Below are 19,103 nucleotides of genomic sequence, written 5' to 3'. Positions count from 1 at the left end.
TCCGGTTCACTCTCCGCCGCGCTTGATCGAGTTGCCCTCGAAGAGGGCGACGTCGTCCGCCTTGACGTCCTCCAGGTCCAGGCGTCCGCTCTGGCCGTAGAAGGCGACCGGGTTGCGCCACATGACCTGGTCCACGGTGTCGTCGTCGAAGCCGGCGGCGAGCATCGCGTCCGCGGTCTTCCGGGTCTTGAGGGGGTCGCTACGACCCCAGTCGGCCGCCGAGTTGATGAGTTTCCGCTCGGTGCCGTGCTCCTGGAGGATGCGCACCATGCGGTCCTCGCTCATCTTGGTGTCCGGGTAGATGGAGAAGCCCATCCAGCAGCCGCTGTCGGCGACCATGGCGACGGTGAGTTCGGTGAGGTGGTCGACGAGGACACGCTCGGGCGGGATGCCGGACTCGCGGACCACGTCCAGGGTGCGGCGGGTGCCGACGGCCTTGTCGCGGTGCGGGGTGTGGACCAGCACCGGCAGGTCGTGCTCGACGGCGAGTTCGAGCTGGCGCGCCAGCGCCTCGTCCTCCTCGGGGGTCATGGAGTCGTAGCCGATCTCCCCGACAGCCACCACCCGGTCCTTGGCGAGGTAGCGCGGCAGGACGTCCAACACCCCTGTGCAGCGTGGGTCGTTGGCCTCCTTCGGGTTGAGGGCGATGGTGCAGCGGTGCTGGATGCCGAACTGCGCGGCGCGGTAGGGCTCCCAGCCGAGCAGCGCGTCGAAGTAGTCGGTGAAGCTGTCCACCGAGGTGCGCGGCTGGCCGAGCCAGAAGGACGGCTCCACCACCGCGCGGACGCCCGACGCGTACATCGCCTCGTAGTCGTCGGTGGTGCGTGAGGTCATGTGGATATGGGGGTCGAAGATGCGCATCATGCGGCTCCTGCGGGCGCGGTGGCGGAGTAGGCGGCGAGGGCCCGTACGGCTGCCTCGCGGCGGTCGGGCACGGGTGAGTCGGTCTCGGCGGGCAGCCCGGAGGCCTCCAGCGTGCCGGGGTGGGCGCGCAGGACCGGCCAGACGTCGGCCGGTACGTCACGGCCGGCGGCGACCCGCTCATGGGCGAAGTCGGCCAGCATGCGGGCCAGTTCACGGTCCGCCCGCTCCGCCAGGCCCGCGACCCGGTCCAGGGGGATGCCGCAGAAGGCGCACTTCAGCACGGCGTGCCGGTAGCCGTCGTAGTCGAGGTGGCGTGCGGCGTAGGGGCCGAGGGCGGCCTCGATCAGGTGCGTGTCGTTGCCCCGCAGCGCCGCGCGCACCAGCGGCAGTCCGAGGTCGCCGAAGGAGGCGTCTGCGTCCTCCAGCAAGGCCAACGAGCGCAGCACCGCCCGCTGTTCGGCGGCGTCTCCGTAGCGGTGGAGGGCGGTGATCTCCTCGGCGAGTGCTGCTCCGCGCAGCGGCAGGGCGGCGAGCAGTCGGGCGCGGGCGGCGTCGGCCACCGTCCAGCCGGCGGCGAGCGGTCCGCGCCCGCAGCGCCGGCCGACGGCCGGGAAGACGGCGCGCACGGCGGCCGGGTCCTGGCCGACGCGGGCGACGGCATCCGTCAGCCAGCGCTGCGCTTCGGCGGTGAGCTGTCGGTCGAGGGCGGTTGGTGGGATGTGGGGGTCCACCGCGCATACCTCCTGTTTCGGATATGGGTACGGCAACGCTCTTACTTGGGCGGGTGGTTGATGCTGTACGCCGAACTCGCCCTGACGGCGCGGCGTCAGATGGGCTCGGCGGCCTTCAGGAACTCCAGGGAGCGGTGGGCCACTTCGGGGGCGTTCAGGGAGGCGCCCTGGATCTCCACCGAGACCGGTCCCCGGTAGCCGGCGGCCTTCAGCGCGGCCAGCACGGGCGGGAAGTCGATCTCGCCCGCGCCGAGTTCGAGGTGCTCGTGCACGCCGCGCCGCATGTCCTCGATCTGCACGTTCACCAGATGCGGCGCCGCCAGCCCGATGCAGTCGAGCAGCGGCAGGTCCTCGACGCAGTGGGCATGGCCGATGTCGAGCGTGATGCCGAACAGATCGGGGTCGCCGAGCCGTCGCCGCAGGTCCAGCACCCGTTGCACGGTGTCGACGAACATGTACGGCTCGGGCTCGAACCCCAGGGCCACGCCGTGCTCGCGGGCGATGTCCAGGACCTCTTCGCAGCCCGCCGTCAGCCGCTTCCAGGCTTCCTCTTCCGGCACTCCCTCGGGTGCCGGGCCGCTGCACAGGTGGACGGCCGGGGCGCCCAGGTCGGCCGCGATGCGCACGGCGCGCGCCAGGAGGTCGATGCGCCGCTCGGCGCCGGGGGCGGACATCAGGGTGGGGAGGTGCTGGTGCCAGGGATCCAGCAGGTACGGCGCCCCGGTCTCCACCATGACTGCCAGGCCGAGGCGGTCCAACCGCCGTGCCAGGTGGGCGACTTGCCGGGGCAGGTCGGCGGCGAACGGGTCGAGGTGGGCGTGGTCGAGGGTGAGGCCGACGGAGTCGTAGCCCAGGTCGGCGAGTACGGTCAGCGCGTCGTCGAGGCGGTGGTTGACGAAGCCGTTGGTGCCGAAACCGAACCGGAGCCGCTCGGCGGATATCGGGGTCACGTCGGCGACACCTTCCGGGCGAGTCTGCGCGCCAGCGGATGCGCCGCGGCCAGCACCCCGGCGAACCCCGCTCCCCCGCCGCCCGCGGTGAGCGCCGCCTGCAGGGGCATCAGCGACATGATCCCGGTGCCGACGGCATTGCGGACGTTCACCGCGGATGGCTCACGGGCCGCGCGCGCCTGCGCGGTGCCGTACGAGGCGAGGTAGCCGAGCGCTCCGACGGCGGCGCCGATCCGGGCGGACCTGTTACGTCGTCGTACGCCGGGAAGTGCCGCGGCGGCCAAGGCGGTTGCGGTGCTGCCCGCCAGGGTGGTGGCGGGCAGCACACGCGTCGCGCCGGACACCTCGTGGCGGCTCAGTGCCGTGACCGTGTAGATGTGCGCGCCGGTCAGCAGGGCGGCCGGCAGCGCGGACGCCCTGCGTCCCGGCTCCGCCCCGGCCAGGACGTTCAGCGCCCGTGCGCCCGCCATCGCGGCGGGACCCGCCGGGGTGGACTTCAGGCCCAGGTCGTACGCCCAGACCAGCGCGGTGAGCGGAAGAGCCACGCCGAGCGCCCGCCGCCCGCCGGTCAGCGCGGCGAGACCGAGGCCGGCGGCGGTGAGCCCGCATGCGGTCGCCAGCGCGGTGCGGCGGGCAACTCGCCCCGACGGTACGGGGCGTTCGGGGCGCTCCACCGCGTCGACGGTCGCGTCCGCGTAGTCGTTGAGCGCCATTCCGGCCCAGTAGAGGGCAACGGACGACGCCATGGTGCCGAGGATGCGGGGCGGGGGTGTCCCGGTGCTCGCGACGGCCCCTGCCAGGACGTCACCGGGCACGCTCAACGCAGCAGGCAGACGGACGAGTTGCGCCAGATCAGCCAGGCGGGGGGAGGAATTTCGGTCGTTCGGGCCGTGCATGATCGGACCCTACGCCCAATGCTTCAGTTTTGGACATCTTCCAACTCTCATCCCTGTGAAGAATTGGTGCGCAGGGTGTGTCGCGTGACTCCGCTGAGTGAACTACTGGGGCGGTGTCGGTGTGTCATGCGTGCGGTACATCGCCTGGACGTCCAGCTCCAGTTGGACCGTCGGGCCGACCACCGCGATGCCGCGGGCCAGCATGGAACGCCAGTTGAGCGTGAAGTCCTCGCGGTGCAGCTCGGCCTTGGCGAGGGCGGCGCAGCGGAGTTCCTCGCCGTAGCCGCCGTTCACCATGCCGAGGTAGGTCGTGTCCAGGGACACCGATCGGCTCACGCCGTGCATCGTCAGGGTGCCCAGCAGTGACCACTTGCTGCCGCCCCGGTAGGCGAAGCGGGTACTCCTGAAATCGATGTACGGAAAGCGGTCGACATCGAGGAAGTCGGCGGAACGCAGATGTGTGTCCCGGGTGTTGTTGCCCGTGGTGATGCTCGATGCGTCGATGCGCACATGGACCCGGGAGTCGGACACGTCCTGGGTGACCTGGATACCGCCCTCGAAACGCTCGAAACGGCCGTGCACATGGGCCATGCCGACATGCTTGGCGATGAAGCGGATCGCCGTGTGCGGCGGGTCGAAGAGCCAGGTGCCGGGGACCGGGAGCTCGGCCTGCCGGGCCGGCTGGAGCCATACGCGCTGCGACTCGACGCCGGCGTCGGCGACGACCTCGACCGTCTCGCGGTGGGGTTCCAGCCCCTCGGCCATGACCATCAGGCTGTAGCTGCCCGGCGGCAGGACAGCCATGAACAGGCCGTACGGGTCCGTGGTGCCGCGTGCCGCGACCTGGTGGCTGCGGAGTTCCGTCACCGTCACATCAGCCCCGCCCAAGGGCTGGTTCACCGGGTCCAGGACCTCGCGGACGACGACACCCGCGCCGGTCGGTACGGGAAGCGTGAGGCCCGCGGCGCTTCCGGGGGCATTCTTCAGTCGCCGCCGGAGCAGTCCGAGGGGCATGAATTTCACCTTTCAGTCTTTCGGGCCGGGTTCAGGCCGGGTTCAGTACGAGATCGAAGCGGGCGTGGCGGAACGGGTTCGGGATGCCGAACTCCCGGGCCAGGGAAGGATCGTCCGTCGTGGTGAAGTCCTGGACCAGGCTCGGCTTGACGGCGAAGACCGCGTCCGAGTCGAGGTGGTCGCTGCCCGCGACGAAGATGTGCGTGGTCACCGGGGTGTGGCCGACGGCCGACGCGATGAAATGGATGTGGGCGGGCCGGTAGGGGTGGCGGGCGGTCGCGCGCAGGAGGTCGCCGACCGGGCCGTCCGTGGGGATCGGGTACGGGCTCGGCACGCAGGTGCGGAACCAGAAGCGGCCCTCGGCGTCCGCGGTGAACAGCCCGCGCCCGTTGCCCGGCGGCTGGACCTCCGGCTGCTGGACGTCGTAGAACCCCTGGTCGTTCGCCTGCCAGACGTCAACGACCGTGCCCGGCAGCGGAGTTCCGTTCCGGGACAGGACGCGGCCGCTGACCACGCACGGCTCGCCGCCGCCCACCAGATCGATGTTCGCGCCGAGTTCGCGGACCGGGGACTCGGTCATGTGGAAGGGGCCGAGGACCGTCGACTCCGTCGCCCCGGCGCGGCCGTCACTGTTGATCGTCTCGACGAGCATGGAGACGCCGAGGACGTCCGACAGGAGGACGAACTCCTGCCGAGTGTCCGTGCACGTCTGCCCGGTCGCCGTCAGGAAGCCGATCGCCCGCTCCCACTCCTGCTGCGTCAGACGGCTCTCGCGGGCGAAGGCATGCAGGTGGCGGGTGAGGGCGGCGAGGAGTTCGCGCAGGCGCGGGTCGGCCGTGGCCTCGATGCTGTCCACGACGGCCTCGGTGAGGTGGTGGCTGGTGAATTCGGTGGTCACGTCCGAGGTCCTTCCGGTCAGGCATGCCCGAGGATCCGCCGCACTGCTCCGGTCAGCAGGCGCTCGGCGTCCTCGCCGGACGCCGCCGCCGTCGCGTGCCGGAAGGCGACGTAACCGTCCGGCCGTACGAGGAGCGCTCCCCCGTCGGCCACCTCGCTCAGGCGGGCCCAGTCGCCGTACGGGTCCTCGTACTGCCGGCCGGGGCCGATGACGACGGTGGCGATCTCCAGGTCCTGGGCCTCGGCCGCCCGTAGCCAGTCCGCCCCGCCGATGCCCGTGATCAGGGTGAAGCGGCCCTGGCCGACCGTGTCGAGGGTGGACAGGGTGCGTGGGCCCGAGGTGATCCAGGCGTGCGGGAGCTTGGCGCCGGGGCGGGAGGTGGGCTGGTGGTGGAGTTCGGGGTCGCGGTCGAATCCGGGGTCGGGGCTGCCGTCGGGGACGATCGCGGCGGAGGTGTAGCGCTGGTTGAGGTCGACGCCGTGCGCGTTGAACTCGTACGCCTTGAAGGCGATGGCCTCGCGCAGCCGGGCGCGCTGTTTCTGGGCCGCCTCGGTGTCGTCCTTGCGGGCGGCGATGTTGGCCCACAGCTGCTCGGGGGTCTGCGGGGAGAGTCCGTCGAGCGCCTCGAAGATCGGGGCGGTCTCGCCGATGGACTTGTTGGCGCGGGTGACGATCTGCCTGCCGATCGGGGCGCGTTCGGCGGTGTAGGTGTCCAGGAGCTTCGGGGAGGCCGTGCCGTCGAGGACGAGCTTGAGCTTCCAGGCCAGGTTGTAGGAGTCCTGGATGGAGGTGTTGGAGCCGAGGCCGTTGGACGGCGGGTGGCGGTGCGTGGCGTCTCCGGCGCAGAAGACCCGGCCGCTCGAATACGTCTCGGCGTACATCTCGTTGACGGTCCACGCCGAGGACGACTTGACGGTCACCGGGATGTCGTCGTCGCCGATCAGCTGCCGTACGACCGACTCGGCGTACTCGGTGGTCAGGTCGGGGGCGCCCGCGGTGACGTCGTAGCCCCAGACGATCAGCCACTCGTTCCAGGGCCGGACGCAGCGCACCAGGCCCGCGCCGATGCCGCCCACGGTCGCACCGGGCGCCAGGACCCAGTAGAGGGTGGAGGGCCGGTGCGCGGTGTACTTCGACAGGTCCGCGTCGAAGACGATGTTGATGCTTCCGGCGACGCCCATCTGGCCGCCCATCGGCAGCCCGGCGTCCTCGGCGACCTGGGAGCGGCCGCCGTCGGCGCCGATCAGGTACTTGGCGCGGATGGTGTACTCGTCGCCGCGCAGCCGGTCCTCGACGGTGACCGTCACACCGAAGGCGTCCTGGACGAAGGACTTGTAGACCGTGCTGAAGCGCAGCTGAGTGCCGCGCGCGACCGCCGCGTCGACGAGCACCGGCTCCATGAGGTGCTGGGGCATGTCGCACATACGGGTGGGGCTGGCGAGTTCGTGCGCGGCCTGGACGAGGGGGTCGTTGCCCCAGGAGCGGACCCGGCCGAGTTCCTCGCCGGCGAGGCTGGTGCAGAAGGTGGTGTTGCCCATGAGGTGCTGGGGTGTCGCCTTGGCCACGACCTCCTGCTCGACGCCGAGGTCGCGCAGCACCTCCATGGTGCGCTGGTTGGTGATGTGCGCGCGGGGCGTGTCGGCGAGGCTCGCGTAGCGGGTGACGACGATGTTCGGCACGCCGTAGGTGCTCAGGGCGAGCGCGGCGGAGGCGCCGGCGGGGCCACTGCCGACGATCAGTACGTCGGTCACGACATCGGGCTCGACGGTGTGCACGGGAGACGCTCCAGGGCTCCGGGGAATGAGAACAGGCACCTGCTGTTCAAGATCATGTAGGCGGGAGCCGGAGCGTGGGTGTCTCAATACGAGACAGTCGGGTGTCTCAATACGAGACGGTTCAGTCGTCCCGGTGGCTGACGATGTTCAGGATGTTGCCGTCGGGCGCGCGGACGAAGAACCGGCGCAGGCCCCACGGTTCCTCGGTGAGCGGATGCGAGATCTCGTATCCGCGCCGCAGCGCCTCGGCGTAGGCCTCGTCGACGGCCGCGCCGACCCTGACCGAGACGACGGGGTTCGCGGGCGCGGTGGCGTCGTGCGTGAGGAGTTGGATCTGCGCGCGGCCGTCGGGCGACCGGTACTGAGCGACCCAGCCCAGGTCGAAGCCCTGGACGCTCAGGCCGAGATAGCCGGTGTAGAAGTCGCGGGCGGCCGCGATGTCCGGGACGAGCAGGTTGGCGGTGATGCCGGTGGGTTTCATCGTCACTCCTCGTTGCTCCGCCTTGTCCCTCATGGCTTTCGCACTCTGCCACCCGGCGGCAGTACCGGCGAAGGTAACGCGCAGAGCGGAAGTTGTTGTGTGTTCAACCGTTCCCGGTAGGGTGGGCGGTGCCGTGACCACCGCCGAACGCCCTGCCGTCCGCCCTGCCCTCGCTTCGCTGCGCAGGGCCCGCGAGCTGTTCCTGCTGGGGCAGCAACTGCCGGACTGGGTACCGGAGGACGTCGCCGCCGCCTGGAAGCGTGCCCGGTTCTTCGGCGTACGGCACGACGTGAAGGACCCGGCGGCGGACGCTCCCCGGCTTTCACTGCGAGTGCCGGAGTCTCCTCTGCTCAATGCGGCCCGCCCGGTTCTCGAGCGGATCGCCCCCACGCTCGGCACCGGGCAGACCTCGCTCGTCCTGACCGACGAGCGGCTGCGGGTGCTGTGGACCGCCGGCTTCCCGTCGGACCATGCCCACTACGACCTCTCCGAGCAGGTCGTCGGCCACAACAGCGCGGCCCTCGCCCTGCACACTCATCACCGCGCCGAGGTGCACGGCCCCGAGCACTTCCTCGACCTGTGGCAGGACATCTCCGCGGTCAGCGTGCCGGTGCGGGCGCCGGAGACCGGACGGCTGCTGGGCACGGTGACGGTGACCTCCGGCCTGTGCGCCGAGTGCGGGCCGCATCCGGGAGCCCCGCTCGCCGAGGCCGCGGCGAGCGCCGTCGAGGCAGAGCTCCTCTCGCGGTCGCTGGTGGCCGAACGGGTGCTGCTGGACGCGTACCTGCGGGCCGTGGGAGAGCAGACACGCCCTGTCGTCGCCCTCGACGGCCGCAACCGGCTCATCAGCGAGACCGCGGGACAGCTGCTGTCACCGGAGGGGCTGGAGGTGCTGGAGCGGAGCGCGGTCGCCCTGCTGCGGGAACGGGGCCGCGGCCCCGGAGCACCTTGTGACACCTCGGACCGCATCCGGCTCCCGGACGGCACGGGGTGTGCCGCGGTGCTCACCCCCGTTCCCCACCTGGGCTCGGTTGTCGGGGTGGTCGCCGTGCTGGAGCCGGTGGGTCATGCGGCCGTGGCATCGGCCGTACGGGACGTCGTGGGGCTGGCCGGGCGATCGGCGCCGTGGCGGCATGCGGTCGGTCGTGCGGCGGAGCTGGCCGGATCTCCCGAGCCCCTGCTGCTCGTCGGCGAGCGCGGCACCGGCAAGACCTCGCTCGCACGGGAACTGACCACGAACCCCTTGATCATGGACGCGGCAGAAGGTGAACTCAGCGGCGGGGGCGACGAGTTGATGATCGGCCGTCCGCTCCTCATCCGTCATGTCGAGCGTCTCGCACAGCCCGACACGGCGGCCCTCAACTCGCTGCTGGATTCGCATCCGGGAGTACCTCTGCTGGTGACCTACACCCCCGGAACACCGCCGGGCCCATGTCTCCAACGGCTCCTCGACACCCTTGCCGCACGGTCGGTCACTCTCCCCGCACTGCGCGAACGGCCCGACGACATCAGGGAGTTGCTCACGGCCCTGGCTCCCAAGCCGGCGCCGGGACGGCCCCCGCTCACCTGGACGCTGGACGCGTTGCGCGCTCTGGAGCAGCACCCGTGGCCCGGCAATGTCACCGAACTCGCCCATCTGGTACGGGCGTTGGCCGAGCATCGTCGCGCGACCGGCCCCGTCCGGCGCAGCGAGCTGCCGGACCCCGTACGCGAGGGCCCCGCGCCCCGGCTGCTGAGCCCGATGGAGCACGCGGAGCGCGCCGCCATCCTGGACGCCCTCCGCCTCCACGGCGGCAACAAGGCCCGCGCAGCGGCAACTCTGGGCATCGCCCGCGCCACGCTGTACCGCAAGCTGCGGGGCTATCGAGGCTGAACAACGGCAGCACTCGACTGGCCGGAAACACCTTGTACACCAGCCGAGTTGTCTTCGTACCCTGACCGGGCCGGCCGTCGAGCGTGGACGCGAGTCCGTCGAAGGAGGTCGTGCCATGAGAGCGATCGTCGTGGGTGCGGGCGTCGGAGGACTCGCCGCGGCGCTGAGCCTGCGCCGCGCAGGCCACGACGTCACGCTCGTCGAACAGACTCCGCACTTCACCGAGACCGGCGCCGGGATCCAGCTCGCCCCCAACGCCACCCGCGTCCTGCGCCGGCTGGGCCTGCTGAAGGCGGTCGACGCACATGCCGCCCGTCCCGCCGAGCTGAGCTTCCGCACCTGGTCCGACGGGGCCGAGATCTGCCGTTACGCGCTGGGACGCGCGGTCGAGGAGGAGTTCGGGGCGCCCTACCTGCAGGTCCACCGGGCCGATCTGCAGCAGGCCCTGGCCGCCGCGGTGCCATCCGGGTCGGTGCGCCTGAACACCGTCGTCGCGGGAGTCGACCAGGACGAGGAGTCCGCGTACGTGACAACGGCGAGCGGCGAGCGCCTGGCCGCTGACCTGGTCGTGACCGCGGACGGGATACGGTCCGCGGCCCGCCGGCAGCTCTTCGGTGCGGATGAGGCGGTCTTCTCGAAGACCGCCGCCTACCGAGCCCTGGTCCCGGCCCACGAGGTGGCCGACCTGGACCTGCCGGACACCGGGGTCTGGCTCGGACCGGACCGGCACTTCGTCCACTACTGGGTGCGCCGCAGGGAACTCCTCAACGTCGTCGCCGTGTTCGGCACGGAGACGGCACAGGAGTCGTGGACCGCGCAGGCCGAGCCGGGAGAGCAACTGCGCGCGTTCGACGGCTGGGACCCCCGGGTCCTCGGCGTCCTGCAACGCACGGGGCAGGTGTTCCGCTGGGGCATCCACACCCGTGCCCCGCTCGCCCGGTGGAACGTCGGACGAGTGACGCTGCTGGGCGACAGCGCCCACGCGATGGCGCCGTTCCAGGCCCAGGGCGCGGCGCAGGCGATCGTGGATGCGGCCGTGCTCGGTGACTGTCTCACCGGTGCAACCTCGGCCGACGTAGGCGGCGCCCTGGACCGGTACGTGCGCCGGCGGCTGGCGGGCGCCACGAACATGCAGGCCCGTTCCGCGCAGGCGGGCGAGGAGTTCCATCTGCCGGACGGGCCCGAGGCCGAGGCGCGCAACGCCCGGATGGCGGCGCACGCGGCCGGGCACCGGTTCCTGCCGCAGGCGGCAGCATGGGCCGTCGACGCCCTGGACGAGCGGGCGACAGGGTGAGCGGCGGCACACGAGCCCGGTGGCACCGCCGAGAACCCATCGGGTGAACAGCCGTCGGGTGTCAGTCCACGGGCCACGTGTGCGCGGGCGCGTTCAGGTGCATGTAGTCCATGTACGTCTTCGTCATCTGCCGCAGTGCCTCTGTCCGGTCGGCGCCGGTCTTCTCCAGATGGTGGACCGTCTCCGCCTGCCACAGGGCGCCGTTGCGGGCCGTGACGCAACGCTGCTCGATGATGCCGAGCATGGGCTCGCGCCAGGTCGCGTCCATGCCGGCCAGCTCGAGACCCCGGTGGGCCAGGGGCAGCAGGCGCCGCAACACCAGCTCTGTGACCGGCACTTCACCCACGCCGGGCCAGTACAGCCGGGCGTCGATGCCGTCGCGGGCGGCGGCCTGCAGGTTCTCCTCGGCGACCGCGAAGGACATCCGCGTCCACACCGGCCGGTCCTCGTCGACCAGGGCGCGGGTCAGGCCGTAGTAGAGGGCGCCGTTGGCGATGATGTCGGCAACCGTGGGGCCCGCGGGCAGGACGCGGTTCTCGATGCGCAGATGCGGGCCGCTGTCGGTGACGGCGTACACGGGGCGGTTCCAGCGGTAGATCGTGCCGTTGTGCAGCGTCAGTTCGCCCAGTTGCGGGACGCCGCCGCGGTCGAGTGTCTCCTGCGGGTCCTCGTCGTCGCACAGCGGCAACAGTGCCGGGAAGTAGCGCACGTTCTCCTCGAACAGGTCGAAGACGCTGGTGATCCACCGCTCTCCGAACCACACCCGGGGCCGTACGCCCTGGGCCTTGATCTCCTGCGGGCGGGTGTCGGTGGCCTGCTCGAACAGGGGGATGCGGGTCTCGCGCCACAGCTCCCGGCCGAAGAGGAAGGGCGAGTTCGCGGCCAGGGCGGTCTGTACGCCCGCGATGGCCTGGGCCGCGTTCCAGTAGTCCGGAAACTCCTTCGGGGCGACCTGCAGATGGAACTGGGTGCTGGTGCAGGCCGCCTCGGGGGTGATGGCGTCGGCGTACATCGACAGGTGCTCCACACCGTCCAGCCGGATGCGCAGGTCCTCGCCGCGTGCCGCGAAGATCTGCTCGTTGAGCAGCTTGTACCGCGGGTCGCCGGACAGGGCGGACTCACCCACGTCCGACTCCCCCAGCGTCGGCAGAATGCCGATCATGATCATGTGTGCGCCCAGGGCCGAGGCGCGTTCCTCGGCGTGGTTGAGGGCCTCGCGGATCGCCTGCTCCCAGGCACCGGGGCCGCCGGCCGTCAGCTGCCGGGGCGGGATGTTGATCTCCAGGTTGAAGCGGCCCAGCTCGCTCGACCAGGCGGGGTCGGCGATCGCCTGGAGCACCTCGGTGTTCCGCATCGCGGGCCGCCCGTCGCCGTCCACCAGGTTGAGCTCGATCTCCAGGCCGACCTGGGGGCGCTCGCTCTCGAAGCCCGACTCGCGCAGCATCTGCGCCAGCACATCGAGGCAGGTGTGCATCTTCTCCCGGTATCTGCGGCGGTCCTCCCGCGTGAACACCAGGGCCGGCACGTCACGTCCCATAGTGCCCTCCCGAGTCCCCTCGGCGGATACCTCTCGTCCCAGCGTCGCACTTCGGAGGGATCCCGGACAGTCAGTGCGGTGAAACGGCTTCCCCCACAAAACGTGCCCGCCGAAACGACACGGGGTGAGCAGCTCGGCGACCGGCTCCCGCTGTCCGAGCGTAAAAAACGTTTTAGTCACCGTCAGGGTAGACTTGCGTCGCCTATGAGGACCACGTCGTGCCTGGTCGCACGGCTGTCACAGCGAGGGGGTGGACGCCATTCCGGTTCGCCCCGCCCGCATCCAGGACGTCGCAGCCGCCGCCGGAGTCTCGGTGTCGACCGTGTCCAACGTGCTGAACCGTCCCGAGCGGGTCAACGCGCGTACCGCCGAGCGGGTCCGCGACGCGGTCGCGGCACTCGACTACGTACCCCATCCGGGCGCCGCCGGGCTGCGCACGGGACACTCGTCCTCGATCGGCCTGGTGCTGCCGGACGTGACCAACTCCTTCTACGCACGGATCGCGCGAGGTGCCGCCGACGCGGCGTACGACCACGGGTATTCCCTCGTGCTCTGCCACAGCGGGGACGCACCGGAGCGCGAGCAGGGCTACTTCACCATGCTCGTCCAGCAGCGGGCCGTCGGCGCCGTGGTGGTTCCGCTCAGCGCCGACCCCACCCGGCTCACAAGGCTGCGCGAGCGCGGCATCCCGCTGGTGCTGGCGGACCGTGCGATGCCGGCCCAGGAGGGCTGCTCCGTCTCCGTCGACGACGTCGCCGGCGGCCGTATCGCCGTGCAGCACCTCCTGGACTGCGGGGCCCGGGACATCCTCGTCGTGAACGGGGAACGGTCGATACGTCAGTGCGCCGACCGCCACCAGGGCGCCCGGCAGGCCGTGCGCACCCGGCGCGAGGCGCGGCTCGGCCAGGTGGTCGCCGAGGAGATGACGGTGGCGTACGGCATGGAGATCGCCCGTGGGCTCGAAGACCTGCCCGACGGTGTGTTCTGCACGAACGACTTCCTTGCCGCGGGGCTGTGCCGGGGCCTTGCCGAGCGGGGTGTGAAGGTTCCCGAGGACGTGCAGGTGGTGGGGTACGGCGACCTCGACATCGCAAGCTTTGTGGGGACGACCCTGACGACGGTCCGCCAGCCCGTCGAGGATCTCGGCAGAGCGGCCGTGGAGATGCTCCTCGACGAGGTGGAGGCCCGCCCCGAACACGCCCACGAGACAAGGGTGTTCGCGCCCGGACTCGTCCTACGGGACTCCACCCGCTCGTCACTTGCCGACGTCTGAGCCCGGCATCCGCAGCGTCACCGGCCCCAGCAGTCCCGACGACAGCTGGGAGGGGAAGGCCCAGGCGGTCGGGGTGGCTTCGGCAAGATACGGGGCCAGGGTGTTGTGGACGGTCACGTCGATCCGTACGGTACGCCCGGCGGCACCGCGCAGTTCGAAACGGTACGGGGCGCAGAACGCCTCGCCGGCCCGCTCCCCGTCGAGAAGGACGGCGACGCTCCCCCGCACCCGCCCCAGGTCGAGTACCGGGTCCGGTCCGGCAGGCACCTCCAGATCACGCGAGTACGTCACACCGCCGCTCCAGCCGCCCAGCCCCAGCGACCGCCAGTCCCCCAGGGGCAGCGGCGCCGCCACGGTATGCACACGCACCGGCCCGCACCAGGCGGAGCCGCCCCGCAGCACGGCAGTGGGCTCGGTGACAACCTCGAACTCCGTTGGTTTCAAAAGTGGTTGAGCCAGCGTCAGCACCCGTCCGTCGAGGGGCCGTTCCGGGCCGCCCGCGGCCCGCACCCGCGCGGGCAGCGCCAGCGGCAGGTCGAGCGACACCGTTCCCGGCGGCACCGTGAAGCGGAAACGCTGTGCATACGCGCGGACTTTGTCGGTGGACCGCAGCGGCAGTACGGCGGTGCCGAGCACCGGTCCGCCGGTCAGCCACCCGGTGTCCGGCAACGGGTGCGGTCGTACGGCGGCGTGGCAGTGCTGCAACTCCCCCCACCTGCCCTCGTGTTCGACGGTGCGCCCGCGCCACTGGCCCGTCTCGGCCTCCCAGCCGGCCCCGCTGACCAGCGCGGTCACACCTGTTCCCGCCACGAGGTCGACGAACACGGCATCCCGTGCGCGGACGCTGTCGGCCACGACGTCGAGCACATGCTCGCCCGCCGAGAGGGTCAGTTCGTGGCGGAAGAACATCGGTACCGCGCCCCAGTCGGACTCGTAGTACTCCACCTTCTCCTGCCGCGCCACGACCGCGCCGTCGAGCAGCACGGTGACTCCCGCCGCGGCGCCCACCACGAGCACCGCCCGCGCACCGCCGTCGGCAAGACGCAGACGCCCCCGGTAGGTGACACCGCCGTCCGGCCGTACACCGTCGGGCAGACACATGAACTGCGGACGCGGCACGAACCCGCCCGCAGGAGACAGACAGAAGTAACTGCCCAACGGGGCATGGGCCTTGGCGGAGATCATGGACGGGCGGTCCTCGGCGTCGGACAGCTCGTACTCCAGGACGTTGCGGGGCTGTTCCACCTCCACCCGGGCGGACGCCAGATAGCCGCCGCCCGTGGGCAGCCGCTCGCCGTTCCACCACACGCGCTTGGCCGCCGCCGCGCCGACCTGCAGATCGGCAGGCCCGCGGTGGTCGGTCTCGACGATCGACCGGACCCGGGCGACGGTGCCGCGGCCGGGCACCGGGACACGGACGAACTCCTCGGCCACCAGTCCCTTGTTGCCCAGCAGCCCGTCCGGATCCGGGATCCCGCGGCTCGACGAGAACAGCGCCACCGGCCAGCTCTCGTCCCAGGGCACAAGGGGCAGCTCTCCGTCCAGGACCCGTGCCACGGCCGCCCGGTCGAGCGGGTCGGGGGCCTTCGAGGCGGGCACCGGGGGCAGCACACGCGCCCGGTTGCCGTACGTCGCCCGCGTCTGCACCCAGCGCGCGTCCGGTGCGTCGCTCTCGGTCCACCGCATGGTCCAGATCTGCGGCTCGTCGACGGACGACCCGGCGGGCAGCGCAAGGTCGCCCCAGGTGTTGTCCATGGTGGGCACCAGGCGGCCCGCCCAGCCGCCGGACACGTCGATGGCCCGGTCCGGCTCGACAGACGGCGCGGGCGTCGGGGCCGCCGGGGTGCCTTCGCGCCATACGACGAGGGCGGCGGGGGCGCCGTCCAGTGGCACCTCGATGGTCGAGACGCCGTCGGAGGCGGTGACGCGCGCGGGGCGCCGGGCGCCGCTCGCGGGGTTCCAGACCTCGGCCTCGGCGACCGGTGCGCGCACGGTGAGGGACCTGGTGGGGGCGTAGCGGGCGGGGTCGACGTCATGGTTGCCCCGGGGCGGATGCGCACGGGCGTCGGGGAAGGCCCCCGTCACCAGGGCGACCGCCTGCCCGCCCTCTCGCCGCACGAGCAGCGGCACATCACCCCTCGCGTACCCGGCGGTGTCCGCCACGGCCGCCGCGCCCGCCTCGGCGTCGCCCGCCCGCTCCAGCCGCGTATGAGCGCACAGCGCCGCTACGACGGCGTCGTCACCGGCGAGGCCTGCCGCAGCGGCCGGCGGACGGCCCACGGCCACCACCCGTCCGCCGGCGTCGAGCAGTTCGGTCAGCCGTCGTGCGGTGTCCTGCGCCAGGACGCTCGCCGAGGGCAGCAGCACCGCGGTGTAGGCCAGGTCCCCGACCCGCAGGGCACCGTCGGCGGGCGTGGCCCGCTGCACCGAGGCGTCGTCGATGACGTCGTAGGAGATGCCGTGTCGGTCGAGGGTGCCGATGCGGGGCCGCAGCCAGTTGTTGGTGCCGCACAGGTCGAGGTAGTGCCGCTGGGTCTCGTCGACGTCGGCGTGGCTCTCGCCGAGGCGGCCGTCGCCGAAGTGCTTGACGGGGGCGTCCAGCGGGATGAGGGCCTGCATGGTGGCGGTCGGGTGCAGGACCGCCACGTCGGCGCTGTAGGTGCCCCAGGAGAGGATCGAGCAGATGCGGGCGACGGCCCGGGAGAAGGCCGGGTACTGCGGCCAGTAGGGCTGACGCCAGTCGGTGGACGGCGGCGCCCACTCGAACCAGCCGCCCGCGGTGCCGAAGTAACTGGCGTGCGGGTTGTACAGGTTGGCGCCGCTGCGCAGGAACGGCAGGAGCCAGTCGTAGGTGTCCTCGAGGGTGCCGCCCCAGCCGGAGGAGTGGAACGCCTCGAGCCAGACCCGCTCGTGTCCGTAGAGGTGGGCCATGGAGGAGTGCACCTTGGAGTCCCCGTGGTGGTCGCTGCCTGCGGCGCCGTACCAGCGGTGGGTGCGGAAGTAGTCCGTGTAGATCTGTGTGGACTGGGCCGGGAAGCCGGAGCGGGCGGGGTGGCTCTGGTCGCAGCCCAGGAGCATGCCGCGTTCGTCGTGCCAGGCGGCGAGGGGTTTGAACAGGGCCTCTTCGGTGAGTTCGGCGCGGACCGCGTAGTAGTCGGCGCGGATCTTCGCCGCACGTGGGAGGTCGGGAGTGTCGTGGAAGAGGGCCGACAGGTGGTCGAGCAGGTCGTAGCCGCGACGGGCGAGGAACTCCTCGGGGAAGCGGCGGCTCCAGGCGTTGGTGCCGGGCAGTTCGTCCTGGAAGCTTCCGGCGATGACATTGCCCAGGTACTGGGGGACGCGGCGGTCGTACTCGTGGTGCACGGCGTCCAGGAGCAGGCGGACGGCGTCCGGGTCCAGGTAGTCGAAGGCCGTGGGGACTGCGGTGACGAGCTGCAGCTCGCTGCCGTCGGCGGCCGCGATCCGCGCGCTCCCGGTGACGGGCAGGCGTCGGCCCTCCGCCGAGTACGCGCCCACCAGGGTCTCCGGACTCCGCAGGGAGACGGCGCCGTCGGAGACGGTCGCCCTGCGGCAGCGCAGGGTGAGGCCGGCCGCCTCGGGATGCAGGCGGGTCACGCCTCCTTGGACGTTGGCGCCGGAGAACCCGATCTGGTCGTAGAACCACAGGCGCATGCCCAGGTCCCGGGCGATCTCGCAGCCGTCGGTGAAGCGTGCCCACCACTCCTCGCCGAACCAGGGCGGTTCGTCGGCGCGGGCGCCGAAGCTCGGCCCGGCCGGCGCCAGATTGATCACCACGAGGTTGTGGACGCCGCCGTCGGCGAACCTGCGCATCTGCCAGGCGAGGCGCTCGCGGGTGACCCTCGCGCCCGACCACCACCACAGCGGCGTGGGGCCGAAGTCCCGGGGCGGGTCGTCGAACAGCTGCTGCAGCGCGGAGGAGATCACGGACACGGTCCTTCCGAGTACGGCTGGGGCACCCTCGCGGATCAAAACGTTTTACATCGGCCAAATCGCCGACAACCTGGAATGTTGGCACCGGATCCGAGGGGCGGGAAGGAGGCAGGCGCGTCTTCCGGCAAATGGGCGCACGAGGGGTTGTTGGAACGTTTTTCCCACCCCATAATCACTGCAAATCGGCCTCAGAGCCGCGACGTCCCCCTCCGCTCGGCCCATCCCCAGACGACGGAGTCGCATCATGGTCCGAACCCCCACTGCTCCCGAACGCTCGGAACACCCCATCCCCTGGCGGTTGTGGAAGGTCGCGGCCCTGTCGGGCATGGCCTCCTACCTCGACGCCGCTCTCATCGTCAGCATCGCCGTCAACCTGGCCATCTACCGCGACAGTTACGACATGGGCGTATGGATGGCGGGCGCGATCAGCGCGATCGTCACCGGCTGCATCGCGGTCGGCTCCCTCGTCGGCGGACGGCTGGCCGACATGTTCGGGCGCCGCCGGGTCTACAACTGGGACATCTTCTGCTTTGCGCTGGGCGCGGTCGTCATCACGCTGGCGCCGAACGACATCGTGCTCTTCGCCGGTGTGCTCGTGGCGGGGCTTGCGGCCGGTGCCGATCTGCCGACCTCCCTGGCCGTGGTCTCGGACGCCGCACCCGCCGACGGCCGGGCACGTCTCGTGTCCTTCACCCAGGTCATGTGGGTGGCGGGCATCGTCGTCGTCATCTTCCTCGGCTACCTCCTGTCGGACACGGGCATGACCGGGGCGCGCATCATCACCGGCCATCTGGCCGTCGCCGCGCTGGTCACCTGGCAGCTCCGCTCCCGGCTCGACCTGGCCGACGAGCCGTCGGACACGGAGGTGGCCCAGGAGGCGGCAGCGCTCGCCGCCCCGCGCGGTATCGAGCTGAAGAACGTGTGGAACCGTGCCGCGCTGCTGCCGATGGCCGCGACCTTCGCCTACTACGTCACCTGGGGCGTCGGCGCCAACACCTTCGGCCAGTTCGGCACCTACCTCCTGGTCACGGTCAGCGGTGCCTCGCAGAGCCTGGCCACCGGGATCAACCTGGCCTTCCTGCCGATCGCACTGGTGCTGACCTTCGTCTTCGTCCGGATCGCCGACACCCCCTGGCGCGACCGGCTGTTCTACGTGTTCACCATCGTGCAGATCGTCGCCTTCTGCATCGCCTCCCTCACGGCCGGCGCCCTGGTCGGCATGCTGGTCTTCTTCGTGCTCTACCAGATCTCCAACCCCTTCGCGGGGGAGGCCAGTTACAAGGTGTGGTCGCAACTCACGCTGCCCCCGGACACCCGCGGCACCACCCAGGGCCTCACCTACGCCGTGTCGCGCGGAGTCTTCGCGGGCGTCGCGTTCGTCACGCCCGCCCTGATGGAGTACAGCGCGTCCGTCCTGCTCTGGTCGATCACCGCCTGCATGGCGGCGTCGGCGGTCGCGGGCGTGTACATCGTCCGTGTCCTCATCCAGCGTTCCCCCGGTGCCGCTGCCGCCCCGGCGGACCTGGGAGTGGCCCGGGCCTGAATCCGACTGCGGACCCCCGAAGG

14 protein-coding genes are annotated in these 19,103 nt (G+C 71.4%); 4 read left to right on the top strand and 10 right to left on the bottom strand.

What is annotated here, in order from left to right; all coding sequences use genetic code 11:
• Positions 1 to 6: 6 nt before the first annotated feature.
• The 8 genes from ACFY10_RS24020 to ACFY10_RS23985 all read right to left on the bottom strand — a co-directional run bounded on the left by ACFY10_RS24020 (position 7) and on the right by ACFY10_RS23985 (position 7,609).
• Positions 7 to 861, bottom strand: a complete 855-nt coding sequence (locus tag ACFY10_RS24020) for a TatD family hydrolase (protein ID WP_390667525.1) — start codon at positions 859 to 861, stop codon at positions 7 to 9.
• A complete protein-coding gene (locus ACFY10_RS24015; protein ID WP_390667233.1) occupies positions 861 to 1,595 on the bottom strand; it encodes an EboA domain-containing protein in 735 nt (244 codons plus the stop codon). Before ACFY10_RS24015 ends, ACFY10_RS24020 begins: the two co-directional genes overlap by 1 nt.
• A 95-nt stretch (positions 1,596 to 1,690) precedes the next feature.
• Positions 1,691 to 2,545, bottom strand: a complete 855-nt coding sequence (locus tag ACFY10_RS24010; RefSeq protein ID WP_390667232.1) for a sugar phosphate isomerase/epimerase family protein — start codon at positions 2,543 to 2,545, stop codon at positions 1,691 to 1,693.
• The gene (locus tag ACFY10_RS24005) at positions 2,542 to 3,441 is read right to left on the bottom strand and encodes an SCO3242 family prenyltransferase (RefSeq protein ID WP_390667231.1); all 900 of its coding nucleotides are present in this window, start codon (positions 3,439 to 3,441) and stop codon (positions 2,542 to 2,544) included. Before ACFY10_RS24005 ends, ACFY10_RS24010 begins: the two co-directional genes overlap by 4 nt.
• A gap of 102 nt (positions 3,442 to 3,543) precedes the next feature.
• On the bottom strand, positions 3,544 to 4,455 hold the full coding sequence (locus ACFY10_RS24000; protein WP_390667230.1) for a YceI family protein: 912 nt from the start codon (positions 4,453 to 4,455) through the stop codon (positions 3,544 to 3,546).
• Positions 4,456 to 4,486: 31 nt separating this feature from the next.
• The gene (locus ACFY10_RS23995; protein WP_390667229.1) at positions 4,487 to 5,353 is read right to left on the bottom strand and encodes an intradiol ring-cleavage dioxygenase; all 867 of its coding nucleotides are present in this window, start codon (positions 5,351 to 5,353) and stop codon (positions 4,487 to 4,489) included.
• 17 nt (positions 5,354 to 5,370) lie between these two features.
• Entirely contained in the window at positions 5,371 to 7,128 is a 1,758-nt protein-coding gene (locus ACFY10_RS23990) for an FAD-dependent oxidoreductase (RefSeq protein ID WP_390667228.1), read from the bottom strand.
• Between the two features lie 121 nt (positions 7,129 to 7,249).
• Positions 7,250 to 7,609: a VOC family protein gene (locus tag ACFY10_RS23985; protein WP_390667227.1), complete on the bottom strand. Its 360-nt coding sequence runs from the start codon at positions 7,607 to 7,609 to the stop codon at positions 7,250 to 7,252.
• Between the two features lie 133 nt (positions 7,610 to 7,742).
• Between ACFY10_RS23985 and ACFY10_RS23980 the strand changes: the two genes are divergently transcribed.
• Together ACFY10_RS23980 and ACFY10_RS23975 are read left to right on the top strand one after the other, a co-directional pair.
• Positions 7,743 to 9,482 (top strand): sigma-54-dependent Fis family transcriptional regulator, encoded by a 1,740-nt coding sequence (locus tag ACFY10_RS23980; RefSeq protein WP_390667226.1) that lies wholly within the window; start codon positions 7,743 to 7,745, stop codon positions 9,480 to 9,482.
• A 115-nt stretch (positions 9,483 to 9,597) separates the two neighbouring features.
• Positions 9,598 to 10,776, top strand: coding sequence for an FAD-dependent monooxygenase (locus ACFY10_RS23975; RefSeq protein WP_390667225.1), 1,179 nt, complete (start codon positions 9,598 to 9,600; stop codon positions 10,774 to 10,776).
• A gap of 61 nt (positions 10,777 to 10,837) precedes the next feature.
• On the opposite strand, the gene ACFY10_RS23970 is transcribed toward ACFY10_RS23975, so the two are convergent.
• Complete coding sequence (locus tag ACFY10_RS23970; protein ID WP_390667224.1) at positions 10,838 to 12,313, bottom strand: glutamate--cysteine ligase; 1,476 nt, start codon at positions 12,311 to 12,313, stop codon at positions 10,838 to 10,840.
• Between the two features lie 250 nt (positions 12,314 to 12,563).
• Between ACFY10_RS23970 and ACFY10_RS23965 the strand changes: the two genes are divergently transcribed.
• A complete protein-coding gene (locus ACFY10_RS23965; protein ID WP_390667223.1) occupies positions 12,564 to 13,586 on the top strand; it encodes a LacI family DNA-binding transcriptional regulator in 1,023 nt (340 codons plus the stop codon).
• Here the strand turns inward: ACFY10_RS23965 and ACFY10_RS23960 are convergent.
• On the bottom strand, positions 13,569 to 17,531 hold the full coding sequence (locus tag ACFY10_RS23960) for a glycosyl hydrolase (RefSeq protein ID WP_390667222.1): 3,963 nt from the start codon (positions 17,529 to 17,531) through the stop codon (positions 13,569 to 13,571). The two genes, ACFY10_RS23965 and ACFY10_RS23960, sit on opposite strands and share 18 nt — an antisense overlap.
• A gap of 250 nt (positions 17,532 to 17,781) precedes the next feature.
• Between ACFY10_RS23960 and ACFY10_RS23955 the strand changes: the two genes are divergently transcribed.
• Positions 17,782 to 19,080 carry an MFS transporter gene (locus ACFY10_RS23955; RefSeq protein WP_390667221.1) on the top strand — a complete coding sequence of 433 codons (1,299 nt, stop codon included), beginning with the start codon at positions 17,782 to 17,784 and terminating at the stop codon, positions 19,078 to 19,080.
• The last annotated feature ends 23 nt before the right edge of the window (positions 19,081 to 19,103 follow it).

This window comes from Streptomyces sp. NPDC001401, assembly GCF_042895385.1.
In the GTDB taxonomy this organism is placed as follows: Bacteria; Actinomycetota; Actinomycetes; order Streptomycetales; family Streptomycetaceae; genus Streptomyces.
This window is presented reverse-complemented; position numbering and strand designations above follow the sequence as displayed.

Bases quoted from the DNA above. Each gene is read 5' to 3' on its own strand.
- ACFY10_RS23955 (WP_390667221.1), top strand. From the start codon at position 17,782: ATGGTCCGAACCCCCACTGCTCCCGAACGCTCGGAACACCCCATCCCC.
- ACFY10_RS24005 (WP_390667231.1), bottom strand. From the start codon at position 3,441: ATGCACGGCCCGAACGACCGAAATTCCTCCCCCCGCCTGGCTGATCTG.
- ACFY10_RS23985 (WP_390667227.1), bottom strand. From the start codon at position 7,609: ATGAAACCCACCGGCATCACCGCCAACCTGCTCGTCCCGGACATCGCG.
- ACFY10_RS24000 (WP_390667230.1), bottom strand. From the start codon at position 4,455: ATGCCCCTCGGACTGCTCCGGCGGCGACTGAAGAATGCCCCCGGAAGC.
- ACFY10_RS24020 (WP_390667525.1), bottom strand. From the start codon at position 861: ATGCGCATCTTCGACCCCCATATCCACATGACCTCACGCACCACCGAC.
- ACFY10_RS23975 (WP_390667225.1), top strand. From the start codon at position 9,598: ATGAGAGCGATCGTCGTGGGTGCGGGCGTCGGAGGACTCGCCGCGGCG.
- ACFY10_RS23970 (WP_390667224.1), bottom strand. From the start codon at position 12,313: ATGGGACGTGACGTGCCGGCCCTGGTGTTCACGCGGGAGGACCGCCGC.